This window comes from Dictyoglomus sp., from assembly GCF_049968615.1.
Classification (GTDB): domain Bacteria; phylum Dictyoglomota; class Dictyoglomia; order Dictyoglomales; family Dictyoglomaceae; genus Dictyoglomus; species Dictyoglomus turgidum.
This window is the reverse complement of sequence record NZ_JBMFQK010000001.1, coordinates 43,386-68,155: the sequence shown is the minus strand read 5'-3', so window position 1 is coordinate 68,155 and position 24,770 is coordinate 43,386. Positions and strand designations below refer to the sequence as shown.

Sequence of the window (24,770 nt, the reverse complement as noted above, 5' to 3'; positions counted from 1 at the left end):
GGTGAAGGATATGATTATGGAGATAAGAAAAATAGGTGATCCAATTTTAAAAATTAAGGCAAAAAAGGTAGAAAAAATTGATGAAAAAGTCAAAAATTTAGTTAGAGACATGATAGAAACAATGAAATTTTCTAATGGGGTTGGGTTGGCAGCCCCTCAGGTGGGAGAAAGTCTAAGAATTATTGTGGTGGATTACGAAGAAAATCCTATAGCTTTTATTAATCCAGAGATTTTAGAAATGGATGGTGAAGTTCTGGATTATGAGGGATGCTTAAGTGTTCCTGGAGTTGAGGTACCTATAAAAAGGGCTGAAAGAATAATTTTTAAAGCACAGGATCTACAGGGAAGGACAAAAAGATATAAAGCAAAAGGTCTTCTTGCAAGAGTGATTCAGCATGAAGTTGATCATCTTGAAGGAATATTAATTTTAGATAGAGCTGTGGGAGAACCTACTCCACCGGAGGAAAAATGAGAATTATATATTTTGGGACTCCCGAATTTTCAAGAATAATTCTGGAAAGGATATCTCCCTATCTTAATATAATTGCTGTGGTAACTCAACCTGATAAGCCAAAAGGAAGAGGCAAGAGAGTAATGTGTTCTCCTGTAAAGGATTTTGCTATTTCTAAGGGTATTCCTGTATATCAGCCAGAAAAGCTTAAAGGAAACAAGGAATTTTTTGAAATTATTAGAAGCTTAAATCCTGAAGCTTTAGTTGTAGCTTCTTATGGCAAGATCATTCCTGAAGATATTCTGAATATTCCTCCATATGGCGGAATAAACGTACATGCTTCTGTTCTTCCTAAGTATCGTGGTGCTGCTCCTATAGAAAGAGCAATAATGAATTGTGAAAAGGAAACAGGGGTATCTATAATGAAGATGGAAAGAGGTCTTGATACTGGTCCTGTTTACGCTATAAGAAAAATTCCGATACTTCCTGATGATAACAGAGGTACTCTTTCAATAAAACTTGCCCATTTAGGTGCAGAACTTTTGCTTGAGGTTTTGCCTCTTATAAAAGACGGAAAACTTAGTCCAGTACCTCAAGAAGAATCCTTAGCAACTTACGCACCTAAATTAAGTAAAGAAGAGGAGATAATAGATTGGAATATGAGGGGCGAGAAGATATGGTGTCAAATAAGAGCTCTTTCTCCTGAACCTGGAGCTATGACTTTTTTTAGGGGTAAGATTTTAAAGATATTTAAGGCAGATTTCGAAGAAAAAATTTTTAATGAGGAGATAATAAATGGTACAATAATTGAGCAGAATAAAAAAAGAGGTATAGGAGTCAAAGTAAATAATGGAATATTATGGCTTCTGGAACTTCAGCCAGAGGGTAAGAAGAGAATGAGCTTCTTGGAATTTATGAACGGATACCGTTTAAATATTGGTGAAAGATTTGAAAATAGTTAGGGAGGTGAATATACTATGTTATTTTGGTGGGATCCTACCTATATTTTACTTTTGCCTGCTTTAATTCTCTCCATATATGCAAGTATGAAAGTGAGGTCCACCTTTGCATACTACTCTGAGATACCTAATTCTCGTAGGCTTACAGGAAGGGAAGCTGCAGAAATAATCTTAAGAAGTATAGGATTAGATAATGTTAGAATAGAACCTATTCCAGGGACTTTAACTGATCATTATGACCCTACCACAAAGGTTTTGAGACTGTCTGAACCTGTGTATTCAGAGCCATCAGTTGCAGCTCTTGGAGTTGCGGCTCACGAGATTGGACATGCAATACAACATGCTACAGGTTATTACGCTTTGGCTTTAAGATCCTCTCTCGTACCTGTGGCTAATATTGGTACTAATCTTGCTTTTCCATTGTTCTTTTTAGGATTTATATTTGGAAGTTCAAGCTTAATGAATATAGGTATTTTAGCTTTTTCATTGGCTGTTTTGTTTTATTTAATAACTCTTCCTGTAGAAATTAATGCTAGTAAGAGAGCTCAAGAAGTTTTACTATCTCTTGGTCTTGTTACTCAAAGAGAGGCTGAAGGGGTAAAAAAGGTATTAAATGCAGCTGCTCTTACGTATCTTGCTGCTGCTTTGACAGCATTATTAAATCTACTTCGTTTGATACTTCTTGCAAATATGAGAAGAAGAGACTAATGGAAGTAAGATTAAGAGCTGCAGAAATTCTGTATGACTTGGAGAGGAGGGAAGCTTATTTAAATATTCTTTTAAGGAATAGGCTTCTCTCTTATGATTTATCTTTAAAAGAGAAGCATTTCATTACTGAACTTGTTTATGGGGTAACTCGATGGAAAATAACTCTTGATTATATATGGTCAAGATTTGTAAGAAAAGATAACCTTAGCCTTTTTAGTAAAGTCCTTTTGAGATTAGTGGTATATCATGTTTACTTTTTAAAAGATACTATTTTGCCTGTTGCTGTTAATGAGATTGTAGAAATAGCTAAAAAAAAGGTTCCTAAGGAAGCAAAATTAATAAATGCGGTTTCAAGAAATATAATAAGAGAGAAAAATAATTTGAATTTAAATTCTATCCCTCTCCATATCCGTTATGGGGTTCCAGATTTTATTTTGGAGGAATGGTTTGATTATATAGGTAGAGGGGAGGCTGTAAAGGCTTTAAGTTGGTTAAATAGAAGTCATAACGTTTCTATAAGAGTTAATACTTTAAAAATTTCTAAAAAAGATTTAAAGGAAAAACTGTTGGAAAGAAGGATTAAGTTCAAAGATGGTAATCTTGTAGATCAGGCCCTCATAATTGAGGATGGCTTTGATTTTGAGAGATCTGATCTATTTAATGAAGGTTATTTTGTGATTCAAAGTGAGGCATCTATGTTGCCTGCATTAATTTTAAATCCTAAACCAGGAAATAGAGTGATTGATCTTTGTTCTGCTCCAGGATTAAAAAGTACCCATTTAGCAGAATTGATGAAGAATCAGGGTAAAATTATCTCAGTAGATATTAACAAGAACAGATTGAGGTTGGTAGAAGAAAATGCTAAAAGACTTGGAATTTCAATAATTGAGACTTTCTCTCAAGATGTCTTAAACTTGCCCTCCTCCTTGGATAGATCTTTTGATAGAGTACTTTTAGATGCTCCATGCTCTGGTTTAGGGGTGATAAGTCATAAACCTGAAATAAAATGGAGATTGAAAAGAGATGATATTTATAATCTTTCTGAGATGCAAGTGAAGATGCTTGAAAGGGCAGGAAAACTGCTTAAGAGAGAAGGAAGGATGGTGTATAGCACCTGTACTATTACCTGGCATGAGAATGAAAGTGTATTGCTACAATTTTTACAGAGAAATCCTGAATTTAAGTTAGTTAACTTTAAGTATAAAGGAGAACTTTTTCCAGGAATAATGAAGGTACTTCCTCATAAGTATAATACTGACGGATTTTTTATTGCGTTAATAGGTTATGAATAACATTCTTTCCTTTGAGATAAATGAAATAAGAAATATATTGCAAGGATGGGGAGAGCCCTCTTATAGGGCTGATCAAATTTTTGATTGGATTTATAAGAAGTTAGTTTTAAACCCCTTGGATATGACTAATCTTTCTAAAACTTTGAGACAAAAACTTTTAGAATATTTTTCTTTTCAAATTCCTAAAGTTGTTAGGATCACTGGAGATGGAAACACTAAAAAATATTTATTAGAACTTGAGGACGGAGAGAATATTGAGACAGTGCTTATCTCTCATAAGAATAGAAATACAGTGTGTGTTTCAGTTCAGGTAGGTTGTCCTATAGGTTGTAAATTTTGTGCTACTGGGCTTATTGGGCTTAAAAGAAATTTAGAGACTCATGAGATTATAGGTCAATTAATGGTAATTCAAGAAGATTTAGAGAAAAAGGAAGAAAAAATTTCTAATGTGGTTTACATGGGTATGGGAGAGCCTCTTGCAAATTATGATAATGTGATTAAGTCTATAAGAATTATAAAGGAAGAATGGGGCTTTAATATAGGATCAAAACATATAACCTTATCCACTATTGGGATAATTCCTAAGATATATCAATTAGCGGAAGAGAATCTAAAAATTAGGCTTGCTATATCTCTTCATGCTTCTAATAATGAATTAAGGAGTAAAATTATACCAATAAATAAGGAGTATCCTATTGAAGAACTCTTGGAAAGCGCCTTTTATTATGCTGAAAAGACTGGGAGAAGGGTAACCTTTGAATATGTTTTAATAAAGAATTTTAATGATAGAAGAGAAGATGCTAAGGAACTTGTAAGGCTTTTGAAAGGTAAACCTGCTCATGTAAATCTTATACCGTGGAATAAAGTTAGAGAGTATCCTTGGGAGACCTCTGATCTAAAAGATATATTTAGATTTAAGGAAATTCTTGCTAAGAGTGGTATTAATGTTACTCTAAGAATTTCCTATGGTAGTAAAATAAAAGCAGGGTGTGGTCAGCTTAGAGCTTTGTATTTGAAAAATAAAGGGGAAACAATATGAGAAAGTGGGAAATATTTAAGAAAATTTCTATAAGAGAATTAATTCTATATTTACTTATTTTTGTAAACTTTGCTGTTTTAGTTTTTTTAATTTTCTTTTTGCAGAAGTCTATAAACAGCAATCCTAATTTGGTTTTCCCACCCGATGTTCGGGGCAAAAATTTAGTAGAGGCTACTGATATTTTGGCAAAAAATAATTTCAAAGTAGTCATAGGAGGAATTTTAATTGATAAAAATAAAGACCCACTTATGGTGTTAGATCAAAACCCTTTAAATACAAAAGTACCTTTAGGAAGCATAATATTTCTTTGGATAAATATGCCTCAAATTGTTAAGATTCCTGATCTAATACACAAGGATACAGGGGAAGCACGAAATATTCTTGAGAAGTTAGGACTAAGAGTAGAAATTATTAATGGAGAAAATGGCTATATTGTAAGGCAAATACCTGAATCAGGCTTTTTTATAGAGAAAAATGCTACAGTTATTCTTTATTCTTATACACCTCAGGAACCTACTTATACCTCTTACACCACAGAGCCTTATACAGGGGGACAATAAAAAATGGATATAAAAGTTTATCCTTCCCTTCTTTCTGCGGATCTTCTTAATATGGAGAGGTCAATAGAGATAGTAAAAGATCTTTCTGATGCTCTTCATGTAGATATCATGGATGGACATTTTGTCCCTAATTTGAGTTATGGACCTTCCTTAGTAAAAGCTTTAAGAAATAGGTACAGCATTCCATTAAATGTGCATTTAATGGTGGAAAAACCCGAGAATTTTGTGGATATGTTTATAGAAGCTGGAGCAAGTCACCTTGGTTTTCATGTTGAAGCTACCCACCATCCTCAAAGACTCTTAAAGTACATAAGAGATCATAATATTCGTCCTTTTATTACTTTAAATCCTGCGACTCCTTTAAATACCATAGAGTATCTATTAGGAGAGTTGGATATGGTGTTAATCATGACTGTAAATCCTGGCTATGGAGGACAGGAATTTTTGCATTTCTCTTTAAAAAAAATAAAATCTCTTAGAGAGATGGCTGTTAAAGAAGGAATTAACCTTGACATTATGGTAGATGGAGGTATAGATCTTCATACTGCTCCCTTAGTGATAGAGGCAGGAGCTAACGTATTAATTAGTGGTAATAGTATATTTAATTCGGAAAATCCAAGAGAAGTTATTATAAAGATGAAATCTATAAGATATAAGGAGGTGTAGAATGGGATTGGTATATCAGCCCTGGTTTATTCCTATAACTATAATTTTCTTTATAATTTTAAGAAGTTATTTAGAAAAAAAAGAAGAATTACATTATCAGGAGGATGCTAAGAAGTATATAAAAGTAGAGGGAAGCGAAGAAGTTGTTCCTCCTTGGCGAAAGCAGGGAGAGAAAAAGGCGGAAAAGCCTAAGAGAGGTTTTGGTTTTTGGCTTTTAAACATCATATTAATACTTTATGTTCTTTTTGTATGGGTGCTTACAAGATATCATGGCTTCAGCAAAGAAGTGTATGAAATAATCGCAGGGTTTACTATAGCCCTTTATTTCTTCTATTTGGATATTCCTGGGTATATAAGTAATATCTGGACTTACAGAGAATATCCGGGAAGTGTAAAAGGCGAGATAACCTTAAGCAAGCATTTTATTTACTCTTCAAAGAAGAATGAAGCAAAGATATTCTTAATAATTTCATTTTTCTATTATCTTATGACTTTGTCCAATATTATTTTGGGAGCTATTTTTGCTCTTATTATAAGGATCTGGTTTATTGATAGAAGACTATCAAAGATCAGTCTTCCCGATTGGTAACGTTGTGGGAAGGAAGAATTTTTTCCCTTCAAAATTTATCTCGGTATATTTTACATGAAAAATTTCTTCTAAAAGTGCTTTAGAAAGTACTTTATTGGTTTCTCCATAAGTTATTAATCTTCCATTTTTAATTGCGAGAATATGATCAGAATAAATGGAAGCCATATTTATATCATGGAGGCTTGAAATAACGAGGATTTTTGAACTAAGTTTTTTTACAAAATTTAAAAAAAGTATTTGATAAAAGGGATCTAAACTGTTGGTTGGTTCATCGAGGAGTAAAATACGAGGATTCTGCGCTAATACTCTCGCAAGTAAAACTCTTTGTTGTTCTCCTCCTGAAAGCTCGGCCAATTTTTTCTTTCTAAGGTGCATGGTATTAGTAATATTTAAGCTCTCATTAATCTTGTTTATGTCTTCTTTACTCAAAGGTCTCCAATAGGGATGATGAGGGTACCTTCCTAAGGAGACATATTCTTCCACCGCAAGATTTATCTCAAAAAAAGGTTTTTGGGGTAGTAGAGCTATTTTTTTTCCTATTTCTTCTTGTTTAATATATTTTAGGTTTTGATCTTCAATAAAGATTTCTCCTTTTGTGGGCTCTATATACTTAATTAGTAATCTAAAAAGTGTAGTTTTTCCAGCGCCATTGGGACCTATGATTCCTACGAATCCTTGATTTGGAGTTTCCCAATAAAAATCTTTTATAACGATCTTATTTTTATATCCAGCAGAAACGTTTATAAATTTAATCATTTTTTTCTGATTAGGAGATACATAAAAAATGGAACTCCTAAAAAAGAGGTAATGATACCCACAGGAATTTCAGTAGGATAAAAAAGTATCCTCGATAATATATCTGAAGCAAGAAGTAAATTTGCGCCAGCAAGAAAACTTGATGGTATCAACCATTTATAATCAGAGGTTTCCCATACTCTCATTAAGTGGGGGGCTATAAGTCCTACAAATCCGATACTTCCAGATACAGCTACCGATGGAGATATAAGAAAAGAGAGAAGTATTATTATAAGAGGTTGATATTTTCTTAGCGAAAAACCTAAGCTGTACATTTCTTCTTCGCTTAAGAATAATAAGTTAAATTTATTTCTCCATAAGAAAGCCCATAGAATTCCAATATTAGAGTAAGAAGCTAACAAACAAAAATGGTTCCAGGTTTTACCATTAAATCCCCCAAGGAGCCAAAAGTAAACTCCCTGAAAGGTTTTTTGTTTTAAAAAGAGTATTAAAGCAATAACAGATGAAAGGAGAGAGTTTAATGAAATTCCAAGGAGAATCAAAGTATATGATGATTGGAATTTTTTGTTTAACAAAATAAGTAAAATAAGCACTATTACGGAACCTGTTATAGCAAACAATGGAGTCAATAAAGGATCAATATCCCATGTGCTTCCAGAAAGAATAAAATATAAAGTTGCTCCCAATAAGGCTCCCGAAGAAAGGCCAATTATGTGGGGTTCTGCTAAAGGATTATGAAAAAGACTTTGCAAGATTGCCCCAGCAAGTCCTAAGTTCCCACCTACCAAAGTTGAAAGAAGAGTCCGGGGGAGTCTTATGTTCCATATTATCTTTCCCCGGACTTCATCTGAGAGTTTTTTAACTCCTCCTACATAAACTGATAAGAATGTTAAGATTATAAGAACTGCAGATAAAAGTGCAATTTTTAGTCTCATCAATTTAGATTAGGATAAACTATCTTAAATAATTCCTTCAAGCCTTCTGCAAGTCTTGGTCCTGGTCTAAAAACAAGATCGTCATTGATTAAGTAAACTCTTTTATTTTTAGCTGCATTTGTTTCTCTTAGTAAAGGGTGATTTAATATGGAATTAATTGAAATTCCTGACATCTCCCCTATAATTATCAGGTCAGGGTTTTTAGAAACGATAAATTCTATGCTCAGTACGGGATATTCTGGTTCTTTATTTTCAACAATATTGATGGCTTTAAGCTTCTTTATAAGGTCCCCTAAAAAGGTTGATGGAGAAACAGAAATAAAGGGATCATTCCACACAAGGAATAAAATTTTGGGGGATTTTTTTATAGAAATGGTCTTTTTTTGAATTTCTAGCCATGTCTTAAGCATGTTGTTATAGACTCTTCTTGCTTCCTCTTCCTTTCCTACAGCTTTTCCTATTAAAATTATATTCTTCATCACATCCTCGTATGTTTTAGGGTCTAATACAATAAAATTGGTATCAGGTAAATTCTTTTCAAGTTGAATAAATACCTCCTTAGGAAAACTCTTATAAAGAACTACAAGATCGGGTTTTAAGGAAATAATCTTTTCTACATTAGGGTTACTAAATCCTCCAACTTTTTCTTTAGTTAAAGCTTCCTTAGGATAGTTACAAAAATCTGTCACTCCGATGACTTTGTCTCCTGCACCTATGGAAAATAAAATTTCCGTAGAGGATGGAGCAAGAGATATGATTCTTTCTGGGTATTTATTTATAACTATGGTTCTTCCTAAATCATCTTTTAAAGTAATAGGGAGGGTTTTAGAAAAAGAAATGGAAAAGATAAGTATTAAAATTACTATTGAAATTATTAATTTTAAGGCTCTCTTTTTAAACATAAACCATCACCTCCTATTAAGATTCATGCCTTTTCAAAGCCCACTGTTAATTCTTCATCATATACTTTGATGTTTTTCTTGTATGCGGAGTCTGGCATATTTCCTTCTTTGATCTCTATAGCTAAAATTTCTTCAGCAAATTCTTCCTTATTATTTTCTATAATATTTTTTATCCTTTGAGAACCTTCATAGTAGAATTTTATTCTGTCGGTATAATCTAATTTGGCTTCTTTTCTTAACATTTGAATTTTGTGCTCTAATTCTCTTAAGATACCTTTGTTTAATAGTTCCTCAGTCAGTTTTGTGTCAAGTTCAATTTCAAAAGCGTCTTCTTTATGATAGAGTACTCCCTCTTTACTTTCAGCACTTCCCATAATCACTTCCTCAACGTTTAATTCTTGTTGTACATACTTTTTAAGAGCTTCTATGTCCTTTTCTAACTTAGGATCAACTTTTATCCATATTTTAGATAGAGGTTGTCTAATCTTTATGTTAGCTTGATTTCTTAGCATTCTTCCTGCTGTTACAATCTCTTTTATAATTTCCATGTTTTCTTCAAGGGTAGTATCAATTAATTCTTTTGCTTCCTCAGGATAGTCACATAGATGGACACTTTCTGGTGAGTTTTTTTCGGCTACTCTTACTATTTCTTGGTAAATCTTTTCAGCAGTAAATGGAATAAAAGGAGCTATTAATTTAGAAAGTTCTTTTATTACAGTGTAAGTAACAGTATAAGCAGTCCATTTATCTTTGTCCTTTTCAGACTTCCAAAATCTTTCTCTATTAAGGCGGATATACCAATTACTCAGATCATCAATAACAAAGGACTGAATTGATCTTGCTGCTTGGGTTGCATTGAAATTTTCCATATCATTTTTCACTTTTACAATTAATGAGTTTAAACGTGAGATGATCCATTTGTCAGAATGATCTTCGAGTTCATTGAAAGGTACAAAATGGGAATTGGGATCAAAGCCATCAATTTCCGCATAAATAGAGAAGAAAGATACAGTATTCCACAAAGTTAATAGGAATTTTTTAAGAGCTTCATTTACAGCGTCAGGTGCAAACCTTAGTGGTACCCATGGTGGGCTTACTGTAAAGATATACCATCTAAGAGCGTCAGCTCCATATTTGTTCAGAATTATCCATGGATCTACTACGTTTCCTTTGTGTTTGCTCATTTTTTCGCCTTTTTCATCAAGAACTAATTCGGTAACAAGTACATTTTTGTAAGCTGGTTCATTAAATACAAGGGTTGAGATAGCAAGTAAACTGTAGAACCATCCTCTTGTTTGATCTATAGCCTCACATATAAAGTCAGCGGGAAAGGATGCTTTGAATTCCTCTTGGTTTTCAAAAGGATAGTGCCATTGGGCTACAGGCATTGCTCCTGAATCAAACCAGCAGTCAATAACCTCGGGAACTCTGTGCATAGTCCCTCCACATTTAGGACATTTAAGGGTAATCTGATCTATATATGGTTTATGAGGATCAAAATTCTTAGTATCAGTAATACCTAATTCTTCATAACTTCCAATACATTCTTCGTGGCCACAAGAGTCACATACCCAGATAGGAAGGGGTGTACCCCAATATCTTTCCCTTGATAATGCCCAATCAATATTGTTAGCAAGCCAGTTTCCAAATCTTCCCTCCTTTATATGTTCTGGATACCAATTTATTTTTCTATTGTTATTGAGTAGATCTTCCTTTATAGCTGTGGTTTTTATATACCATGAAGATCTTGCATAATATATAAGAGGAGTATCACATCTCCAACAGAAAGGATAAGTATGGGTATACTTTTCTTCTTTAAGTAAGAGATTTCTCTCTTTTAAATACTCAATTATTAGAGGATCTGCCTTTTTTATGAACATTCCTGCCCAAGGCTTTATTTCTTTTATAAATTTACCATTTTGATCTACGGGCTGTAAGAAAGGAAGGTCGTACTTTTTACCTAATTGGAAGTCTTCATCTCCAAAAGCTGGAGCAATGTGTACAATTCCTGTTCCATCCTCTAATGTGACAAAATCACCTAAGACCACGTAGTAAGCATCTTTATCTACAGGAAGGAAAGTAAATAGTGGTTCATAGTAAGCTTTTTCTATTTCTTTTCCCTTTTTCTTTTCTACAATTTCATAGGTTCCTTCTTCGAATATGTAGGGAAGCCTTTTTTCAGCAAGAATGTAATACTCATTATTATGTTTAACTTTTACATACTCTTCTTCAGGATGGACTGCAAGGGCTACATTAGAGATTAAAGTCCAAGGGGTAGTGGTCCATGCAAGAAAATATGTATTTTCCTGATCTTTAACTCTAAATTTTACAAAAATAGATGGGTCTTCTGTCTCTTTATAACCTTGAGCCACCTCGTGATCTGAAAGAGCTGTCTCACACCTTGGACACCAAGGAACTATTTTATAGCCTTTATATAAAAGTCCTTTTTCCCATATTTTTTTAATAAGCCACCAAACCGATTCTATATAGTCATTACTTAGAGTAATATAGGGATTGTCCATGTCTATCCAAAAGCCAATTCTTTCTGTAAATCTTCTCCACTCTCTCTCGTATCTAAACACACTTTCCTTGCATTTTTTATTGAATTCTTCTACCCCATATTTTTCTATATCTTGCTTGCTATTAAGACCAAGTTCTTTTTCTACTTCTAACTCTACAGGCAGACCATGGGTATCCCATCCTGCTTTTCTTGGCACATAATATCCTTGCATAGTCTTATAGCGAGGGAAAAGATCTTTATATATTCTGGGTAAAACGTGTCCAGCATGTGGTTTTCCATTAGCAGTAGGAGGTCCTTCATAAAAATTGAATCTTGGAGAACCTTTTCTTATTTCTAAAGACTTCTTAAAAGTATCGTTATCTTTCCAGAATTTTAATATTTCTTCTTCCATCTCTGGGAAGTTTATTAGCGACGGTAATTTCTTAAACAAAATATCCCTCCTTCCAAATCTTAAAGCTCTCAATTTAGGTTTAAGTATATTACAAAAAGAACCTATGTCAAGTTTTATAAGTTTCTAAAAATAAAAAAGGTGAGGGATTACTTATCCCTCACCTTTTTTATCTAGTATAGTTTAATGGAAGAATATAGGGAGGAATACTAAGGAGATTACAGACATAAGCTTAATCAAGATGTTTATGGAAGGACCAGCTGTATCTTTGAAAGGATCCCCTACAGTATCTCCTACCACTGCTGCTTTATGAGCATCAGATCCTTTTCCACCGAATTTACCATGTTCTATGAGTTTCTTAGCATTATCCCATGCCCCACCTGCATTTGCCATAAATATAGCGAGTAAGCCACCTGATATGGTTGCACCTGTTAACATTCCACCAAGAGCTTCTTTTCCAAAGATAAAAGCAATTACAAAAGGCGAGAGAATCATAATTAAACTTGGGAGAACCATGGCTTTTAATGCTCCTTTTGTACTTATGTCTACACACCTTGCATAGTCTGGTTCTGCTTTTCCTTCGAGTAGACCTTTTATTTCCCTAAATTGTCTTCTTACCTCTTCTACCATATGAGTTGCTGCCTCACCCACAGCCTTAAGAGCTAAAGATGAGAATAAGAAAGGAAGCATACCTCCAATAAGAGCACCTGCAAGAACACTTGCTTTAGAGATATCAATATAACTTATTCCTGCCCATTCTTTAAATGCAGCAAACAAAGATAGAGCTGTGAGTATTGCAGATCCAATGGCGAATCCTTTCCCCATTGCTGCAGTTGTGTTTCCATAGGCATCAAGAGAACTTGTTATTTCTCTTACTCTTTCTCCTTGATGAGCCATTTCAGCTATACCTGAGGCATTATCTGCAATAGGTCCATAGGCGTCAACAGATAATGTAATGCCTAAGGTTGCAAGCATTCCAACACCTGCTATTGCTACACCCCACATACCATTGGCAATGTAGGATAAATAAGTTCCAATGGCAAGGATAACAATAGTTAAGAAAGTGCTTTCCATTCCAACAGAAAGACCTGTAATGATATTAGTAGCTGGACCTGTAGTGCTTGCATAAGCAATTCTTTCAATAGGCTTATTAGAAGTGTAATACTCGCTTATTAGTCCTATCCCAATTCCTGCAAGAATACCTATCAGAGATGCCCAGAAAGGACCTGAATTCCCTACCAAACTTAGGGAAAGGAAATAGGACCCAACTATAGTTATCCCTGCAGAAAGGAAGGTTCCATTCCTCAATGCACTGGCTGGATCAGCATTCTTTCTTGATGCATAAACTTTTGTAAATATTATCCCAATAATGGATGCATATAAGCCTATTACTGCTAAGAGGAAGGGGAAGAGTAAGCCTTTTAAGTCTGCATATGCAAATCCTAATACAGCCCCCGCATGAATAGCCCCTACGTAAGACTCGTAGAGATCTGCCCCCATTCCTGCCACATCTCCTACATTATCTCCCACATTATCTGCTATGACCGCTGGATTTCTTGGATCATCTTCTGGAATTCCTGCCTCAACTTTACCTACCAAGTCAGCTCCCACATCAGCAGCTTTGGTATAAATACCACCACCTACACGGGCAAAGAGAGCAATAAAACTTGCCCCTAAAGCATATCCACTGATGATCTCAAGTTTTAACCTTGGATCGGGCATAAATCTACTTAAGATCAGGTATATTAAGCTTGATCCAAAGATTCCTAAACTTGCCTCCATAAGTCCCATAACAGATCCGCCAGAGAAGGCAATATCTAATGCTCTTCCAGTACCATATTTAGCTGCGGCATAAGTGGTTCTACCATTGGCTCTTGTAGCAATTTTCATTCCAATGTATCCTGTTAACATCGAGAAAGATGCACCTATAACAAAGGAAAGCCCTAAAAGAGGTTGTAAGACTATAGCCATAAAGATTCCAAATAAGATTACGAAAATTGATACAGTTCTAATTTCACGATTTAAGAACGCATCTGCTCCCTGTTGTATTGCTTTCATGATCTTTTTTATTTCTTCTGGTCCTTCTTCTTCTCTTAAAATTCCGCGAGCAATGAAATAAGCGGTGATAAAACCAATGAAACCTGAAAGGGGAACAATCCAGAGTAGATTTTGCATTTTTCAACCTCCCTCTTAAAAAAATTCTCCTTAGTTTATAATAAGTTTAAACATATTAATGTCAAGTTAAAATTAGTTTAAAATGGAATTAAGTTCTTTAATAATATTCGTAAATTCTTCTAACAAATCTTGTGCCTCTTTAAGGGTAGAAGATTCGGCATAAACTATAAAGGAAGAGTCTTCAGGATGGGGCAAAATTAAGACCCAAGAATGGTCAAAATAAATTTTTATTCCATCAATATAATCAATTTGTTTTTCAGCAAATTTTTCTATAAGTTTTCTCATTATTTTGCCTTTATTTTCCCAGAAGCAATCTACAGTACCACTGACTTTATAGTACTTAGGAACAGTGTTAACTATTTCCGTTATAGTTATGTTAACCATAGAAAATAGTTCGAGGAATTTTATTAAGGCAAAAATTCCATCAAACGATAGTTGAAATTCAGGAAAGATAAATCCATCTTCACTTGCACCAAATCTTGCCTCAGATCTTAATATGGTTTTTGTAAGTTCTGATGGGGATGTTTTACTTCGTATTATGCTTCCTCCTAAGATTTCGGCTACTTTTTCTACCGCTTTTGATACGGTTACTGGTATTACAATTTGTGACTTGGGATCTCTTTTTAAAATCAAGTAAGTCATTAATGAAATTAAATCATCCTTTGCTATAATCTTACCCTCGTTGGTTATTAGAGAAAAACCTTCACTGTCATTATTTATGATAATCCCAAAATCAGCTCCTATAGATTGAGTTATTTTTAATACTTCTTCTTCAGGTACTAAAAATCTTTTAGTCTCTTCTCCGTATAGGTTTAAAGATATATTTTCTATTCCCAGTCGTGAAAATACATTGGGCAAAAATAAAGAGGAACTATTACCTTGGTAATCTATTACAATTTTGAAGTCTTTTTTTCTAATCAATGATATGTCTACTCTGTTAAGTAGACCTTCCACATAATATTCAATTATATGAGGGGGAAACCTAATGACTCCTATATCCTCAGTATAAGTTCTTCGAAAATCTTCACGGAAAAATATGTTCTCTATTTTTCTTTCAGTATTTTTATCTATATTTGTACCCTTTTTATCTAAGAACTCTATTAGTATTTTTTCAGAATTATATGGAGAAATTCTTATGTGCACCCCAGCGATGGCGTGAAGGTTTTCTATGGAATATCTAGATACAGGTATAGGGAGAGTTCTTATATCAAAAACATTTACTCCTGTGGAAAGTATACCTGTTAATATTGCTCTTTTAATCATTCTACAAGCAGGCTTCTCATCTCTACTCATTACTACGAAAGAGTTCTTTGGAAGAATAGTTCCGAAAGCTGCTCCAATCTTGGTAGCAATTTCTGGAGTTATATCAATATTTATTTTGCCTGAAATGCCTCTATATCCAAATAAAGATTTTCTCCATTGGCTTCCCCAAATTATGCTGGTGTTGACAATGGTCCCTGTTTCAACGGTTTTATTGGGCCATATTTTGACCCCACTGTTTATAAATACCCTTTCTCCAATAGTTGTGTTATCACCTATAGTTACACCTTCCTCAATTTTTGTTGCAGTTTTGATGTTGCATTTGCTTCCTATTATGGAGGAAAAAATTGTAACCTTTTTGCCTATATAGGTATTATTAAAAACTACACACCTTTGGAGCTTAGCTTCGTTATCTATATAAACAGAATCTCCAATTATTGTAGGTCCTAATACAGTTACATTATTGTTAATTTTTGTGAATTGTCCTATATATACAGGGGGTCTTATGAAAGCTGAAGGATCAATTTCTACGTCTTCGTTTGTGTAAATACCAGGTAAAATTTCCCTTCCTGGAATTTTAATTTTTACTTTCTTGTTTAGAACATCAAAATTTGCTTGTAAAAATTGTTCTAAATTACCTATATCGCACCAATATCCTTGTGCTAAATACCCATATATAGGAGCACCCTTCTCAAGCAACATTGGAAATAAGTCTTTACTGAAATCAAAAGGTTGATTTTCAGGAATATAATCTAACACTTCTGGCTCAAGAATATAGATTCCTGTATTTACATTATCACTAAACACCTCTCCCCAACTTGGTTTTTCAAGAAATTTTATTATTCTTCCATCTTCGTTAATTATCACTACTCCATACTCTAAAGGGTTCTCTACACTTGTAAGTACAACTGTAACTAGTGCTTCTTTTTCTTCGTGAAATTTTATTGCTTCATTGAGATTAAAATCGGTAAGAGCATCTCCACTTATTATTAATATTCTTTCCTTGGGTTTATTTTTTAAAGCGTACTTCACACTACCTGCTGTTCCAAGAGGAGATTCTTCTATAGAATAATCCAGATTTACATTCCAATTTGAACCGTCAGCAAAATACTCTTGAATTATCTCAGGAAGATAATATAAAGTAGCTGTTAGCTCCCTAAATCCTTGTTCCGAAAGAAGATTAATTATGTGCTCCATTATGGGCTTACCTACCACATAGGTCATAGGTTTTGGTCGAGTTATAGTAAGCGGTCTTAATCTGGTACCTTCACCCCCAGCCATTATTACGGCTCTCATTTTAAAGTAAAAACCCCCTTTACCAATCAGTTTTTAAATATTCTTGGTAAACATTAAAATACAGATTTTTAGTTTCTTGTGCTATTTTATCCCAGAGATATTTTTCTCTTACTTTTTGTACTGCATTATTTTTAATTACCTGGATCTGCTCCTCATTGGTTAAAGTAAATATTATTTTTTCTGCTAAGTCATAAACATTTTTTGGTTCAAAAAGAATTCCATCTTTTCCGTCTTCAATTATTTCAGAAAAACCCCCAACCCTACTTGCTATTACAGGCTTTCCAAGAGCCATAGCTTCTAAGGCTACAATTCCAAATGGCTCGTAAATGCTTGGAAATACACATATGTCAGCGGTATGTAGCAAAGCATTTCTTAAATTATCATCTATAAATCCAGTAAATATAGTTTTTTCAATTATTCCTAAGTATTTAGCTTCTTCTATAAGACTACCAAGTTGAGGACCTGTACCTACAAATATAAATTTTACATTTTGAATTCTATTGAGAACTATAGGGATTGCCCTTAAGAGATATTCGGCACCTTTTTGGGGATGCATTCGCCCAATAAAGAGGATAATTTTTTCTTTATTTGGAGCATATATATTTTTTATTTCTTCAATATTGAGATTTGTCTTTAGGTTTTCTATATCTATCCCGTTAGGAAGCACGATTATTTTATCCTCAGGGAGATTGAAAAGTTTTTTTACTTCCTCCCTCATATTAAGACTACAGACAATAACCTTCCAAGATTCGTAAGTAAGCCACCATTCTACGTTGTGAATAAACCTTTGCTCGTCAGTATATATACCTTGGTTTCTGCCATACTCTGTGGCATGTATAGTGGAGATTAGAGGTTTTTTTAAAGAATGCTTTAGAGTATAAGCAGAAAAAGTAGTAAGCCAATCATGGGAGTGGATAATATCCACAGATTCCTTTGAGTTTATCTCCATAGCTTTAACAATCATGGATATATTAAGAAGATAGATCCATGATATAAAATTATAAGAATCAATTAATTTTTCAGGCACCCTATATACGGACAAGTTATCAAAATGCTCTTCAAAAGGGACATTTGGAGCTTCACAGGTTATGACGGATACTTTTACATTTTGTTTCGCTAAATGTCTACTTAGGTCATGGACATGTCTACTTAGTCCGCCTACAATTCTTGGAGGATATTCCCATGTTAACATTAGAACATGTAGTTTTTTTTCGTTATTTTTTATGAGGTATAATTCATAGGCCCTTTTTAGGATCTCTTTTTCTTGATTAAAAGTGAGAAAATTATGAGCTTCCTGGAAATTAAAAAATCTTCCGTCAGAAAAGATGCCTTCTTCTACTTTAATACTATCTTCTTCCGTTTCCATTAAGAACCATATTACTGTTTTTTCTTCATCGGGATGCTTTTCGGTAGCGGGAGCAAAATAATGGGTTTTTCCAACGTAATCTATGATTTTTACATTTAAGCCTGTTTCTTCTTTTGCCTCTCTTATGGCTGTGTCTTCAGGCTTTTCCTCATCTTCTACGTGACCTTTTGGAAGTACCCAGTTTCCATTTTTTCTTTTAAGGATTAATATTTTTTTTGAATTCTTGTTTATAATTACTCCTCCAGATGCTAATGCTTTCTTCATAATTCTTCTCCTGTGATATCTTTAAGAAATCTCTTAAGAAGGTCTTCAGGAAGTCCGGTTTTAAGAAGTTCCCTTAAAACCTCTTTTGAATTTAGACCTTTTGACTTTAAGCTCTCATACATTTTATAGACAAATTCTTTTCTCTCCCAAGGAAAGACTATCCAGGCTTCAGTTTCGCTTATGTAAAAGTCAGGTTTCACTATAGACCATGGTTTGTAATAAATGGTAGCTATTTTTACTTGGGAGGCTCCACATTGTTCCAGATGTTCTCTTGCTACTTTAAGACTTTTTCCACTATCTGCTACATCATCGGTGATTAGTACTTTTCTACCTTCTACTATTGTGGAAATGGTTTGAGTTATTACAGGTCTATCTTTTGTTTCTCCTACTCCTCTATAAAAGTCAATCTTTAGGTTTGCAGTATAAGAATTACCAAGAAGGTCTGAAAGGATTCTTGCAGGTATCCAGCCTCCTCTTGCTATTCCTACGATTATTTCAGGTTCGTATTTTTGTTGCTTTATTCTATCTGAAAGATCAAGACATAGATTGTAAATTTCTTCCCAACTTGGTGCTATAAATTCCATCTTTTACCTCCTTTCAAAGTTTTGTATTAATTTTATTCTATCCTAACAAAAATGAATTTAAAAGAAATTTTAAAAAACAATTTTTTCTTTAATGTTATAATACTTTTGTAAGTTTATTTAAATGACAAACTCTTCAGGAGGTGTAAAGATGCCTGCGATTTTGGATGTTCATGGAAGAGAAGTATTAGATTCGAGGGGAAATCCCACTGTAGAGGCAGAAGTGTATTTGGAGGATGGATCAGTAGGTAGAGCAATTGTGCCTTCAGGAGCCTCCACTGGTAGTAGAGAGGCTCTTGAATTAAGAGATAATGATCCTAAGAGGTATAAAGGAAAAGGGGTACTGCAAGCTGTAAAAAATATCAATGAAATCATAGCTCAAGAATTAATAGGACTTGAGGCTCTTAATCAGTATACTGTAGATAAAACTATGCTTGAACTTGATGGAACTGAGAATAAGTCAAGGCTTGGTGCTAATGCCATTCTTGCTGTTTCCCTTGCTACAGCGAGGGCTGCTGCTGCATCCTTAGGAGTGCCTTTATATGTTTATCTTGGAGGCGTGCAAGCAAGAGAACTTCCTACTCCTCTAATGAACGTAATAAATGGTGGAAAGCATGCTGATAATCCTCTTGATTTTCAGGAATATATGATTGTTCCTCTTGCGTCTACTTTTAAGGAGTCTTTGAGATGGGCTGTTGAAGTATTCCATACTCTAAGGAGTATCTTAAAGAGCAAAGGACTCAATACTAATGTGGGAGATGAGGGAGGCTTTGCACCATATCTTGAAAAGAACGAAGACCCCCTTGCTATACTTGTAGAAGCAATACAGAAGGCAGGTTTTGAGCCTGGAAAAGATGTTGCATTAGCTTTAGATCTTGCTGCCAGTGAGTTTTATGAGGATGGGAAATATATCTTAAAGGCAGAGGGGAAAGAGTTAACTTCTGATGAAATGATTTCCTTATTGGAGTATCTCTGTGATAAGTATCCTATTGTCTCTATAGAAGATGGTCTATCAGAAAAAGATTGGGATGGTTGGAAGAAACTTACCGATAAATTGGGAAAGAGGGTGCAACTTGTAGGAGACGATATTTTTGTAACTAATCCCCAAATATTAGCTGAAGGGATTGAAAAAGGGATAGCGAATGCTATTCTTGTGAAGGTTAACCAAATAGGATCTCTTACTGAGACCTTAGACACTATAAGAATTGCTCATCAGGCAGGGTATAGGACTGTTATTTCCCATAGATCAGGAGAGACCGAGGATACCTTCATAGCAGACCTTGCTGTTGCAGTAAACAGCGGTCAGATAAAGACCGGATCCTTAAGTAGAACTGATAGAATTGCGAAATACAATCAACTTCTGAGAATAGAAGAAGATTTGGGTGAAGCAGCATTATACAGAGGAATATTGAATTTTAAGAGATAACTTAATATAATTGACTAAGATCTCGTATAATCCCGGGAATATGGCTCGGGAGTCTCTACCAGGCAACCGTAAATTGCCTGACTACGAGCGGAAGCGCTCCTTAGGGTCAAAAGATCCAAGCGGAGCGGGCAAGATTAAAGGTCTTGCTACACCGAAGGGATAAAAGCCCAGGCGGGTAGGTTCCCTCGTATGGAGAACCTATAAGCTTGGGCTTTTGTTTTTAAGGAGGTATGAAAAGTGTTATTAAGGTACAGTAGAAAAGAATTAAGAGAGATATGGTCAGACGAGCACAGGTATTTTTTGTGGTGGAAGGTGGAGGAGGCTGTTTTAGAGGCAAGAGCAAAATTTGGCGAAATTCCTTATGAAATTTTGAAAAAAATAAAAGAAAAAGCAAGATTTAGTGTTGAGGAGATAATAGAGATAGAAAAGGAAAACAACCACGAAATGATAGCATTTCTTACCAATGTTGCTCAGTATGTAGGAGAAGGCTCGGAGTATATCCATCAAGGATTGACTTCTTCTGATGTTATGGACACTGCTTTCTCTTTGCAGATTATTGAGGCGTTAAATCTTATAGAAGACGACTTAAAAAGGTTAATGGAGGAAATTAAGAAAAAAGCTATACAGTATAAAAACCTTCCAATGATGGGGAGAACTCATGGAATGCATGCAGAACCAATAACCCTTGGGTTTAAATTTTTAAGTTGGTGGTCGGAATTAAAGAGAGATTTAGAAAGATTAAGAGTAGCTAAGGAAAATATTAGTTTTGGGAAATTTTCTGGTGTGGTTGGTACTCTGGCTCATTTATCTCCAAAAATTGAAGAAGAAGCATGTAAAATCTTAGGACTGAAACCCGAACCTGTAGCAACTCAAGTTATACCAAGGGATCGACATGCAGAGGTGATTTATGCTCTTTCCATGATTGCTTCCACATGTGAAAGAATAGCCTTAGAAATACGACATCTTCAAAGAACTGAAGTGGGAGAATTGGAAGAACCTTTTAGGGAAAAGCAAAAAGGTTCCTCCGCTATGCCTCATAAAAGGAATCCTGTTCTTTCTGAGAGAATTTGTGGCCTTTCAAGGGTAATAAGAGGATATATAAATTCTGCTTTAGAAAACATACCGTTATGGCATGAAAGAGATATAAGTCATTCGTCGGTAGAAAGGGTTATTTTTCCTGATTCCACTTCTTTAACAGATTACATACTTAATCTCCTTATTGGAATTATTAATAATTTGAGGATAAATGAGGAGAGAATAAAAGAAAACATGTCAATGAATTATCGTATCTATTATTCTCAAAATCTTCTTTTAGCACTAACAGAAAAAGGAGTATTAAGAGATGTGGCATATGGGTGGGTCCAGGAAGATGCTTTTAGGGCTGTAGAACAGAAAAGGGATTTTATGGATATTGTTTTAGAGGACAATCGTATTAGAGAGTATTTGAGTGAGGAAGAAATTAAACAATGCTTTTCTCCAGAGGTTTTTCTCAAAAATATTGATGTGATTTTTGAAAGATCTGGAATATATAAACAAGAGGTTTAGATAAGGAGGATTTAAAAAGGTGAAAAAGTGGACAGTAATTTTAGAGATATTTTTGAAAGAGGGTATTTTTGATCCTCAAGGAAAGACGGTTAAAGATGCTCTCCATAATTTGGGTTTTAAGGAAGTGGAAGAGGTAAGAATAGGAAAAGTACTCAAGATAGATATCCTTGGAGAGAACAAGGAAGAGATTATTAGTAAGGTAAAAAAAATGAGTGAAATCTTTCTTGCAAATCCTGTTACTGAAGATTTTGTTATAAGGGTGGAAGAATGATGAGGGTTGGAGTTGTAGTTTTTCCAGGCACAAATTGTGATATGGATACTTATCATGCTTTGAGATTGGTAGGACATGATCCAGTCTATTTATGGCATAAAGAACACGATTTAAAAAATGTAGATGTAGTTATTCTTCCTGGCGGTTTTTCTTATGGGGATTATTTGAGGGCAGGAGCTATTGCGAGGTTTTCTCCTATAATGAATGAAATTATAGATTTTGCTAAAAAGGGTGGCTATGTATTGGGAATATGCAATGGTTTTCAAATTCTTCTTGAGGCTGGTCTTCTTCCTGGGGCTATGCTTCCTAATATTACTAATTCTTTTATATGTAAGGAAGTTTTCTTAGAGGTAATTAACAATAATACTCTGTTTTTAAAAAATTACAAAGTTGGTGAGATTCTTAAGATGCCCATAGCTCATAAAGAGGGAAGATATTACATCTCTAAAAGGGAACTTGAAGAATTAAAGGAAAATAACCAAATAGTGCTTAAATATTACGGTGAAAACCCTAATGGGTCTTTGGAGAATATTGCTGGTATTATAAATAAAAAAGGAAATGTTATGGGACTTATGCCTCATCCTGAGAGAGCTGTAGAAGAGATTCTTGGTAGCACCTCAGGTTTAAATCTATTTTTAACTTTATTAGAATAAAATTCAAGGAGTGATAAGAAAAATGGGTGTATTTGGGCTTAAAGAGGAAGAAATAAAGCATGCTATTAAACTACTGGGAAGGGAACCTAATGATTTAGAGTGGTCTGTAATATCGGTTATATGGTCAGAACATTGTAGTTATAAACATTCAAGGAAATATCTGAAGGATTTTCTTACTAAAGCAGAGTGGGTAGAACAAGGTCCAGGAGAGAATGCTGGAATAGTAAATTTAGGGGATGGATATAGAGTAGTTTTTAAGATAGAAAGTCATAATCATCCCTCAGCTGTAGAACCTTTTCAGGGAGCGGCAACAGGAGTTGGAGGTATAGTAAGGGATATACTTGCTATTGGAGCAAGACCTATAGCTTTGCTTGATTCTCTTAGATTTGGACCTATTGAAAAAGGAAGAAATAAATATTTGTTTGAGGGAGTTGTAGGTGGAATTAGTTTTTACGGGAACTGTATAGGAGTTCCTGTGGTAGGGGGAGAGATTGTCTTTGAGGATTGCTACTCCTCAAATCCTTTAGTAAATGTGATGTGTATTGGTTTACTGACTCCAGGACAAAAATCATATAGAGGGAAAGCTGAAGGCAAGGGAAATCTTCTACTTCTTGTAGGAGCAAAAACAGGAAGAGATGGTTTACAAGGTGCAAGTTTTGCTTCAGAGAAGTTAGATGATGAGGTACATAAGAAAAGACCCTCTGTTCAAGTAGGAGATCCTTTTTTGGGGAAGCTTTTGATTGAATCTTGCTTAGAAGCAGCCTCTACTGAGGGGGTAATCGGAATTCAGGATCTTGGTGCTGCAGGACTGGTTAGCAGCCTCTCAGAATCGGCAAGAAGGGGAAGAAGTGGAGTGAAGGTATATTTAGATAAAGTTCCTCAAAGAGAAGAGAATATGACTGCAGAAGAGATATTACTTTCAGAATCTCAAGAAAGAATGCTTCTTGTTATAAAACCAGAGAAAGCAGAGGAGATAATAAGTATATTTAAGAAATGGGATTTAGAGGCAGAAATTATAGGCGAAGTAATAGAGGAGGAAAAGTTTGTTGTCTATTTCAAGGGAGAAAAAGTTGTCGATCTTCCTACGGAGCTTCTTGTGGATGGATCTTTGATTTTTGATCCTCCTTATAAAGACTATGAGGTTCCAAATTTAGCTTTCGATTTCGGCTCTCGAGTCAAGAAAGAGCATGTGAATAGATTTTTGGAAGAGCTTGTTAATGATCTATTTATAAAAGAGAAGATATATCGTCAGTATGATTATTCAGTACAAACTAATACGGTTTTTTCTCCTGGATTCGGAGATGCCGCTGTTTTAAGAATAAAGGGAACTAATAAGGGTATTGCTGTAGTCGTTGACGGAAATGGAAGATACTGTTACCTTAATCCTAAGAGAGGTGCCATGTATGCTGTTACAGAAGCATGTAGAAATATTTTATGTGTTGGAGGAAGACCTTTAGCAATTACTGATGGACTTAACTTTGGTGATCCTGATGAAGCAGAAGTGTTTTATCAGTTTAGAGAAACGATAAAAGGGATAGACCTTGCCTCAAGGGCTCTTGAAATACCAATAGTAAGTGGGAATGTTAGCTTTTATAATGGACAAGCTGAAAATACTATATTTCCAACTCCAATTATAGGTATGGTTGGTATTCTGGAAGATTTAAGTTATTTAATAAAACCTGGATTTAAAGTGGTTGGAAATCCTGTTTATTTAATAGGGGATTTTTCTTGGTTATCCTTAGGAGGATCTAAATTCATAAAGGACATATTTGGTAAGATAGAAGGAGAACCTCCTTATGTAGATCTCATATGGGAGAGAAAACTAAAGTTTTTCATGGAGGAGATAAGAAAAGAAAGGGATATTGTCCTGTCAGCTCATGATATAAGTGAGGGTGGGCTTCTTAGTACTCTTCTTGAGATGAGCTTCTGGGGAGAGAAAGGAGTAGAAATAGTTTTGCCCTCAGATAAAATTGAGAATTTAATTGGAGAAGGCTCAGGTTTAATAGTAGTTGAGATTAATAAAGACAAAGAAATAAAGTATTTAGATTTTATAGAGAAATACGGATTAAAAACTCAAAAAATTGGTATAGTAAAAGAGAAGGAATTTATAGTAGAGCCTTTTATTAAAAGGAATATTAATGAATTTTTACGAAGAAGGTGAAATATT

21 protein-coding genes and 1 riboswitch are annotated in these 24,770 nt (G+C 34.5%); of the genes, 13 read left to right on the top strand and 8 right to left on the bottom strand.

What is annotated here, in order from left to right:
- The first annotated feature begins 10 nt into the window (after nucleotides 1-10).
- The 8 genes from def to ACP5QL_RS00315 are packed head-to-tail and all read left to right on the top strand — an operon-like array spanning nucleotide 11 to nucleotide 6,264.
- A complete protein-coding gene (gene def, locus ACP5QL_RS00350) occupies nucleotides 11-472 on the top strand; it encodes a peptide deformylase (RefSeq protein ID WP_428124888.1) in 462 nt (153 codons plus the stop codon).
- Complete coding sequence (fmt, locus tag ACP5QL_RS00345) at nucleotides 469-1,413, top strand: methionyl-tRNA formyltransferase (protein ID WP_273333399.1); 945 nt, start codon at nucleotides 469-471, stop codon at nucleotides 1,411-1,413. The genes def and fmt overlap by 4 nt, the downstream gene beginning before the upstream one ends.
- Before the next feature lie 15 nt (nucleotides 1,414-1,428).
- Nucleotides 1,429-2,118 (top strand): zinc metallopeptidase, encoded by a 690-nt coding sequence (locus ACP5QL_RS00340; protein ID WP_012583790.1) that lies wholly within the window; start codon nucleotides 1,429-1,431, stop codon nucleotides 2,116-2,118.
- A complete protein-coding gene (gene rsmB / locus ACP5QL_RS00335; protein WP_428124887.1) occupies nucleotides 2,118-3,410 on the top strand; it encodes a 16S rRNA (cytosine(967)-C(5))-methyltransferase RsmB in 1,293 nt (430 codons plus the stop codon). The genes ACP5QL_RS00340 and rsmB overlap by 1 nt, the downstream gene beginning before the upstream one ends.
- Complete coding sequence (rlmN, locus tag ACP5QL_RS00330; RefSeq protein WP_273333400.1) at nucleotides 3,403-4,449, top strand: 23S rRNA (adenine(2503)-C(2))-methyltransferase RlmN; 1,047 nt, start codon at nucleotides 3,403-3,405, stop codon at nucleotides 4,447-4,449. Before rsmB ends, rlmN begins: the two co-directional genes overlap by 8 nt.
- Entirely contained in the window at nucleotides 4,446-5,009 is a 564-nt protein-coding gene (locus ACP5QL_RS00325) for a PASTA domain-containing protein (protein ID WP_012583787.1), read from the top strand. The genes rlmN and ACP5QL_RS00325 overlap by 4 nt, the downstream gene beginning before the upstream one ends.
- A gap of 3 nt (nucleotides 5,010-5,012) precedes the next feature.
- A complete protein-coding gene (gene rpe / locus ACP5QL_RS00320) occupies nucleotides 5,013-5,675 on the top strand; it encodes a ribulose-phosphate 3-epimerase (RefSeq protein ID WP_424661896.1) in 663 nt (220 codons plus the stop codon).
- A 1-nt stretch (nucleotide 5,676) separates the two neighbouring features.
- A complete protein-coding gene (locus ACP5QL_RS00315; RefSeq protein WP_273333401.1) occupies nucleotides 5,677-6,264 on the top strand; it encodes a hypothetical protein in 588 nt (195 codons plus the stop codon).
- On the opposite strand, the gene ACP5QL_RS00310 is transcribed toward ACP5QL_RS00315, so the two are convergent.
- The 8 genes from ACP5QL_RS00310 to ACP5QL_RS00275 form a co-directional block, all read right to left on the bottom strand.
- Nucleotides 6,238-7,020 carry an ABC transporter ATP-binding protein gene (locus ACP5QL_RS00310; RefSeq protein WP_012583784.1) on the bottom strand — a complete coding sequence of 261 codons (783 nt, stop codon included), beginning with the start codon at nucleotides 7,018-7,020 and terminating at the stop codon, nucleotides 6,238-6,240. The two genes, ACP5QL_RS00315 and ACP5QL_RS00310, sit on opposite strands and share 27 nt — an antisense overlap.
- Nucleotides 7,017-7,955, bottom strand: a complete 939-nt coding sequence (locus tag ACP5QL_RS00305) for a FecCD family ABC transporter permease (RefSeq protein WP_012583783.1) — start codon at nucleotides 7,953-7,955, stop codon at nucleotides 7,017-7,019. Before ACP5QL_RS00305 ends, ACP5QL_RS00310 begins: the two co-directional genes overlap by 4 nt.
- On the bottom strand, nucleotides 7,955-8,857 hold the full coding sequence (locus tag ACP5QL_RS00300) for an ABC transporter substrate-binding protein (RefSeq protein WP_273333402.1): 903 nt from the start codon (nucleotides 8,855-8,857) through the stop codon (nucleotides 7,955-7,957). The genes ACP5QL_RS00305 and ACP5QL_RS00300 overlap by 1 nt, the downstream gene beginning before the upstream one ends.
- Before the next feature lie 23 nt (nucleotides 8,858-8,880).
- On the bottom strand, nucleotides 8,881-11,808 hold the full coding sequence (gene ileS / locus ACP5QL_RS00295) for an isoleucine--tRNA ligase (RefSeq protein ID WP_273333403.1): 2,928 nt from the start codon (nucleotides 11,806-11,808) through the stop codon (nucleotides 8,881-8,883).
- 141 nt (nucleotides 11,809-11,949) lie between these two features.
- Nucleotides 11,950-13,941 carry a sodium-translocating pyrophosphatase gene (locus ACP5QL_RS00290; RefSeq protein ID WP_012583780.1) on the bottom strand — a complete coding sequence of 664 codons (1,992 nt, stop codon included), beginning with the start codon at nucleotides 13,939-13,941 and terminating at the stop codon, nucleotides 11,950-11,952.
- A 72-nt stretch (nucleotides 13,942-14,013) separates the two neighbouring features.
- The gene (locus tag ACP5QL_RS00285) at nucleotides 14,014-16,497 is read right to left on the bottom strand and encodes a sugar phosphate nucleotidyltransferase (protein ID WP_428124886.1); all 2,484 of its coding nucleotides are present in this window, start codon (nucleotides 16,495-16,497) and stop codon (nucleotides 14,014-14,016) included.
- Between the two features lie 19 nt (nucleotides 16,498-16,516).
- Nucleotides 16,517-18,127 carry a glycosyltransferase gene (locus ACP5QL_RS00280; protein WP_012583778.1) on the bottom strand — a complete coding sequence of 537 codons (1,611 nt, stop codon included), beginning with the start codon at nucleotides 18,125-18,127 and terminating at the stop codon, nucleotides 16,517-16,519.
- On the bottom strand, nucleotides 18,124-18,711 hold the full coding sequence (locus tag ACP5QL_RS00275) for a phosphoribosyltransferase (protein WP_424661891.1): 588 nt from the start codon (nucleotides 18,709-18,711) through the stop codon (nucleotides 18,124-18,126). The genes ACP5QL_RS00280 and ACP5QL_RS00275 overlap by 4 nt, the downstream gene beginning before the upstream one ends.
- Nucleotides 18,712-18,859: 148 nt before the next feature.
- Between ACP5QL_RS00275 and eno the strand changes: the two genes are divergently transcribed.
- The 5 genes from eno to purL all read left to right on the top strand — a co-directional run bounded on the left by eno (nucleotide 18,860) and on the right by purL (nucleotide 24,764).
- The gene (eno, locus tag ACP5QL_RS00270; protein WP_012583776.1) at nucleotides 18,860-20,134 is read left to right on the top strand and encodes a phosphopyruvate hydratase; all 1,275 of its coding nucleotides are present in this window, start codon (nucleotides 18,860-18,862) and stop codon (nucleotides 20,132-20,134) included.
- Nucleotides 20,135-20,136: 2 nt separating this feature from the next.
- A riboswitch (purine riboswitch) is annotated at nucleotides 20,137-20,238 on the top strand.
- 133 nt (nucleotides 20,239-20,371) lie between these two features.
- Nucleotides 20,372-21,679 (top strand): adenylosuccinate lyase, encoded by a 1,308-nt coding sequence (gene purB, locus ACP5QL_RS00265; protein ID WP_272996539.1) that lies wholly within the window; start codon nucleotides 20,372-20,374, stop codon nucleotides 21,677-21,679.
- Nucleotides 21,680-21,698: 19 nt separating this feature from the next.
- The gene (gene purS, locus ACP5QL_RS00260; RefSeq protein ID WP_012583774.1) at nucleotides 21,699-21,950 is read left to right on the top strand and encodes a phosphoribosylformylglycinamidine synthase subunit PurS; all 252 of its coding nucleotides are present in this window, start codon (nucleotides 21,699-21,701) and stop codon (nucleotides 21,948-21,950) included.
- On the top strand, nucleotides 21,950-22,603 hold the full coding sequence (gene purQ / locus ACP5QL_RS00255) for a phosphoribosylformylglycinamidine synthase subunit PurQ (protein ID WP_012583773.1): 654 nt from the start codon (nucleotides 21,950-21,952) through the stop codon (nucleotides 22,601-22,603). Before purS ends, purQ begins: the two co-directional genes overlap by 1 nt.
- 22 nt (nucleotides 22,604-22,625) lie before the next feature.
- Nucleotides 22,626-24,764 (top strand): phosphoribosylformylglycinamidine synthase subunit PurL, encoded by a 2,139-nt coding sequence (gene purL, locus ACP5QL_RS00250; protein WP_012583772.1) that lies wholly within the window; start codon nucleotides 22,626-22,628, stop codon nucleotides 24,762-24,764.
- Nucleotides 24,765-24,770: the final 6 nt, after the last annotated feature.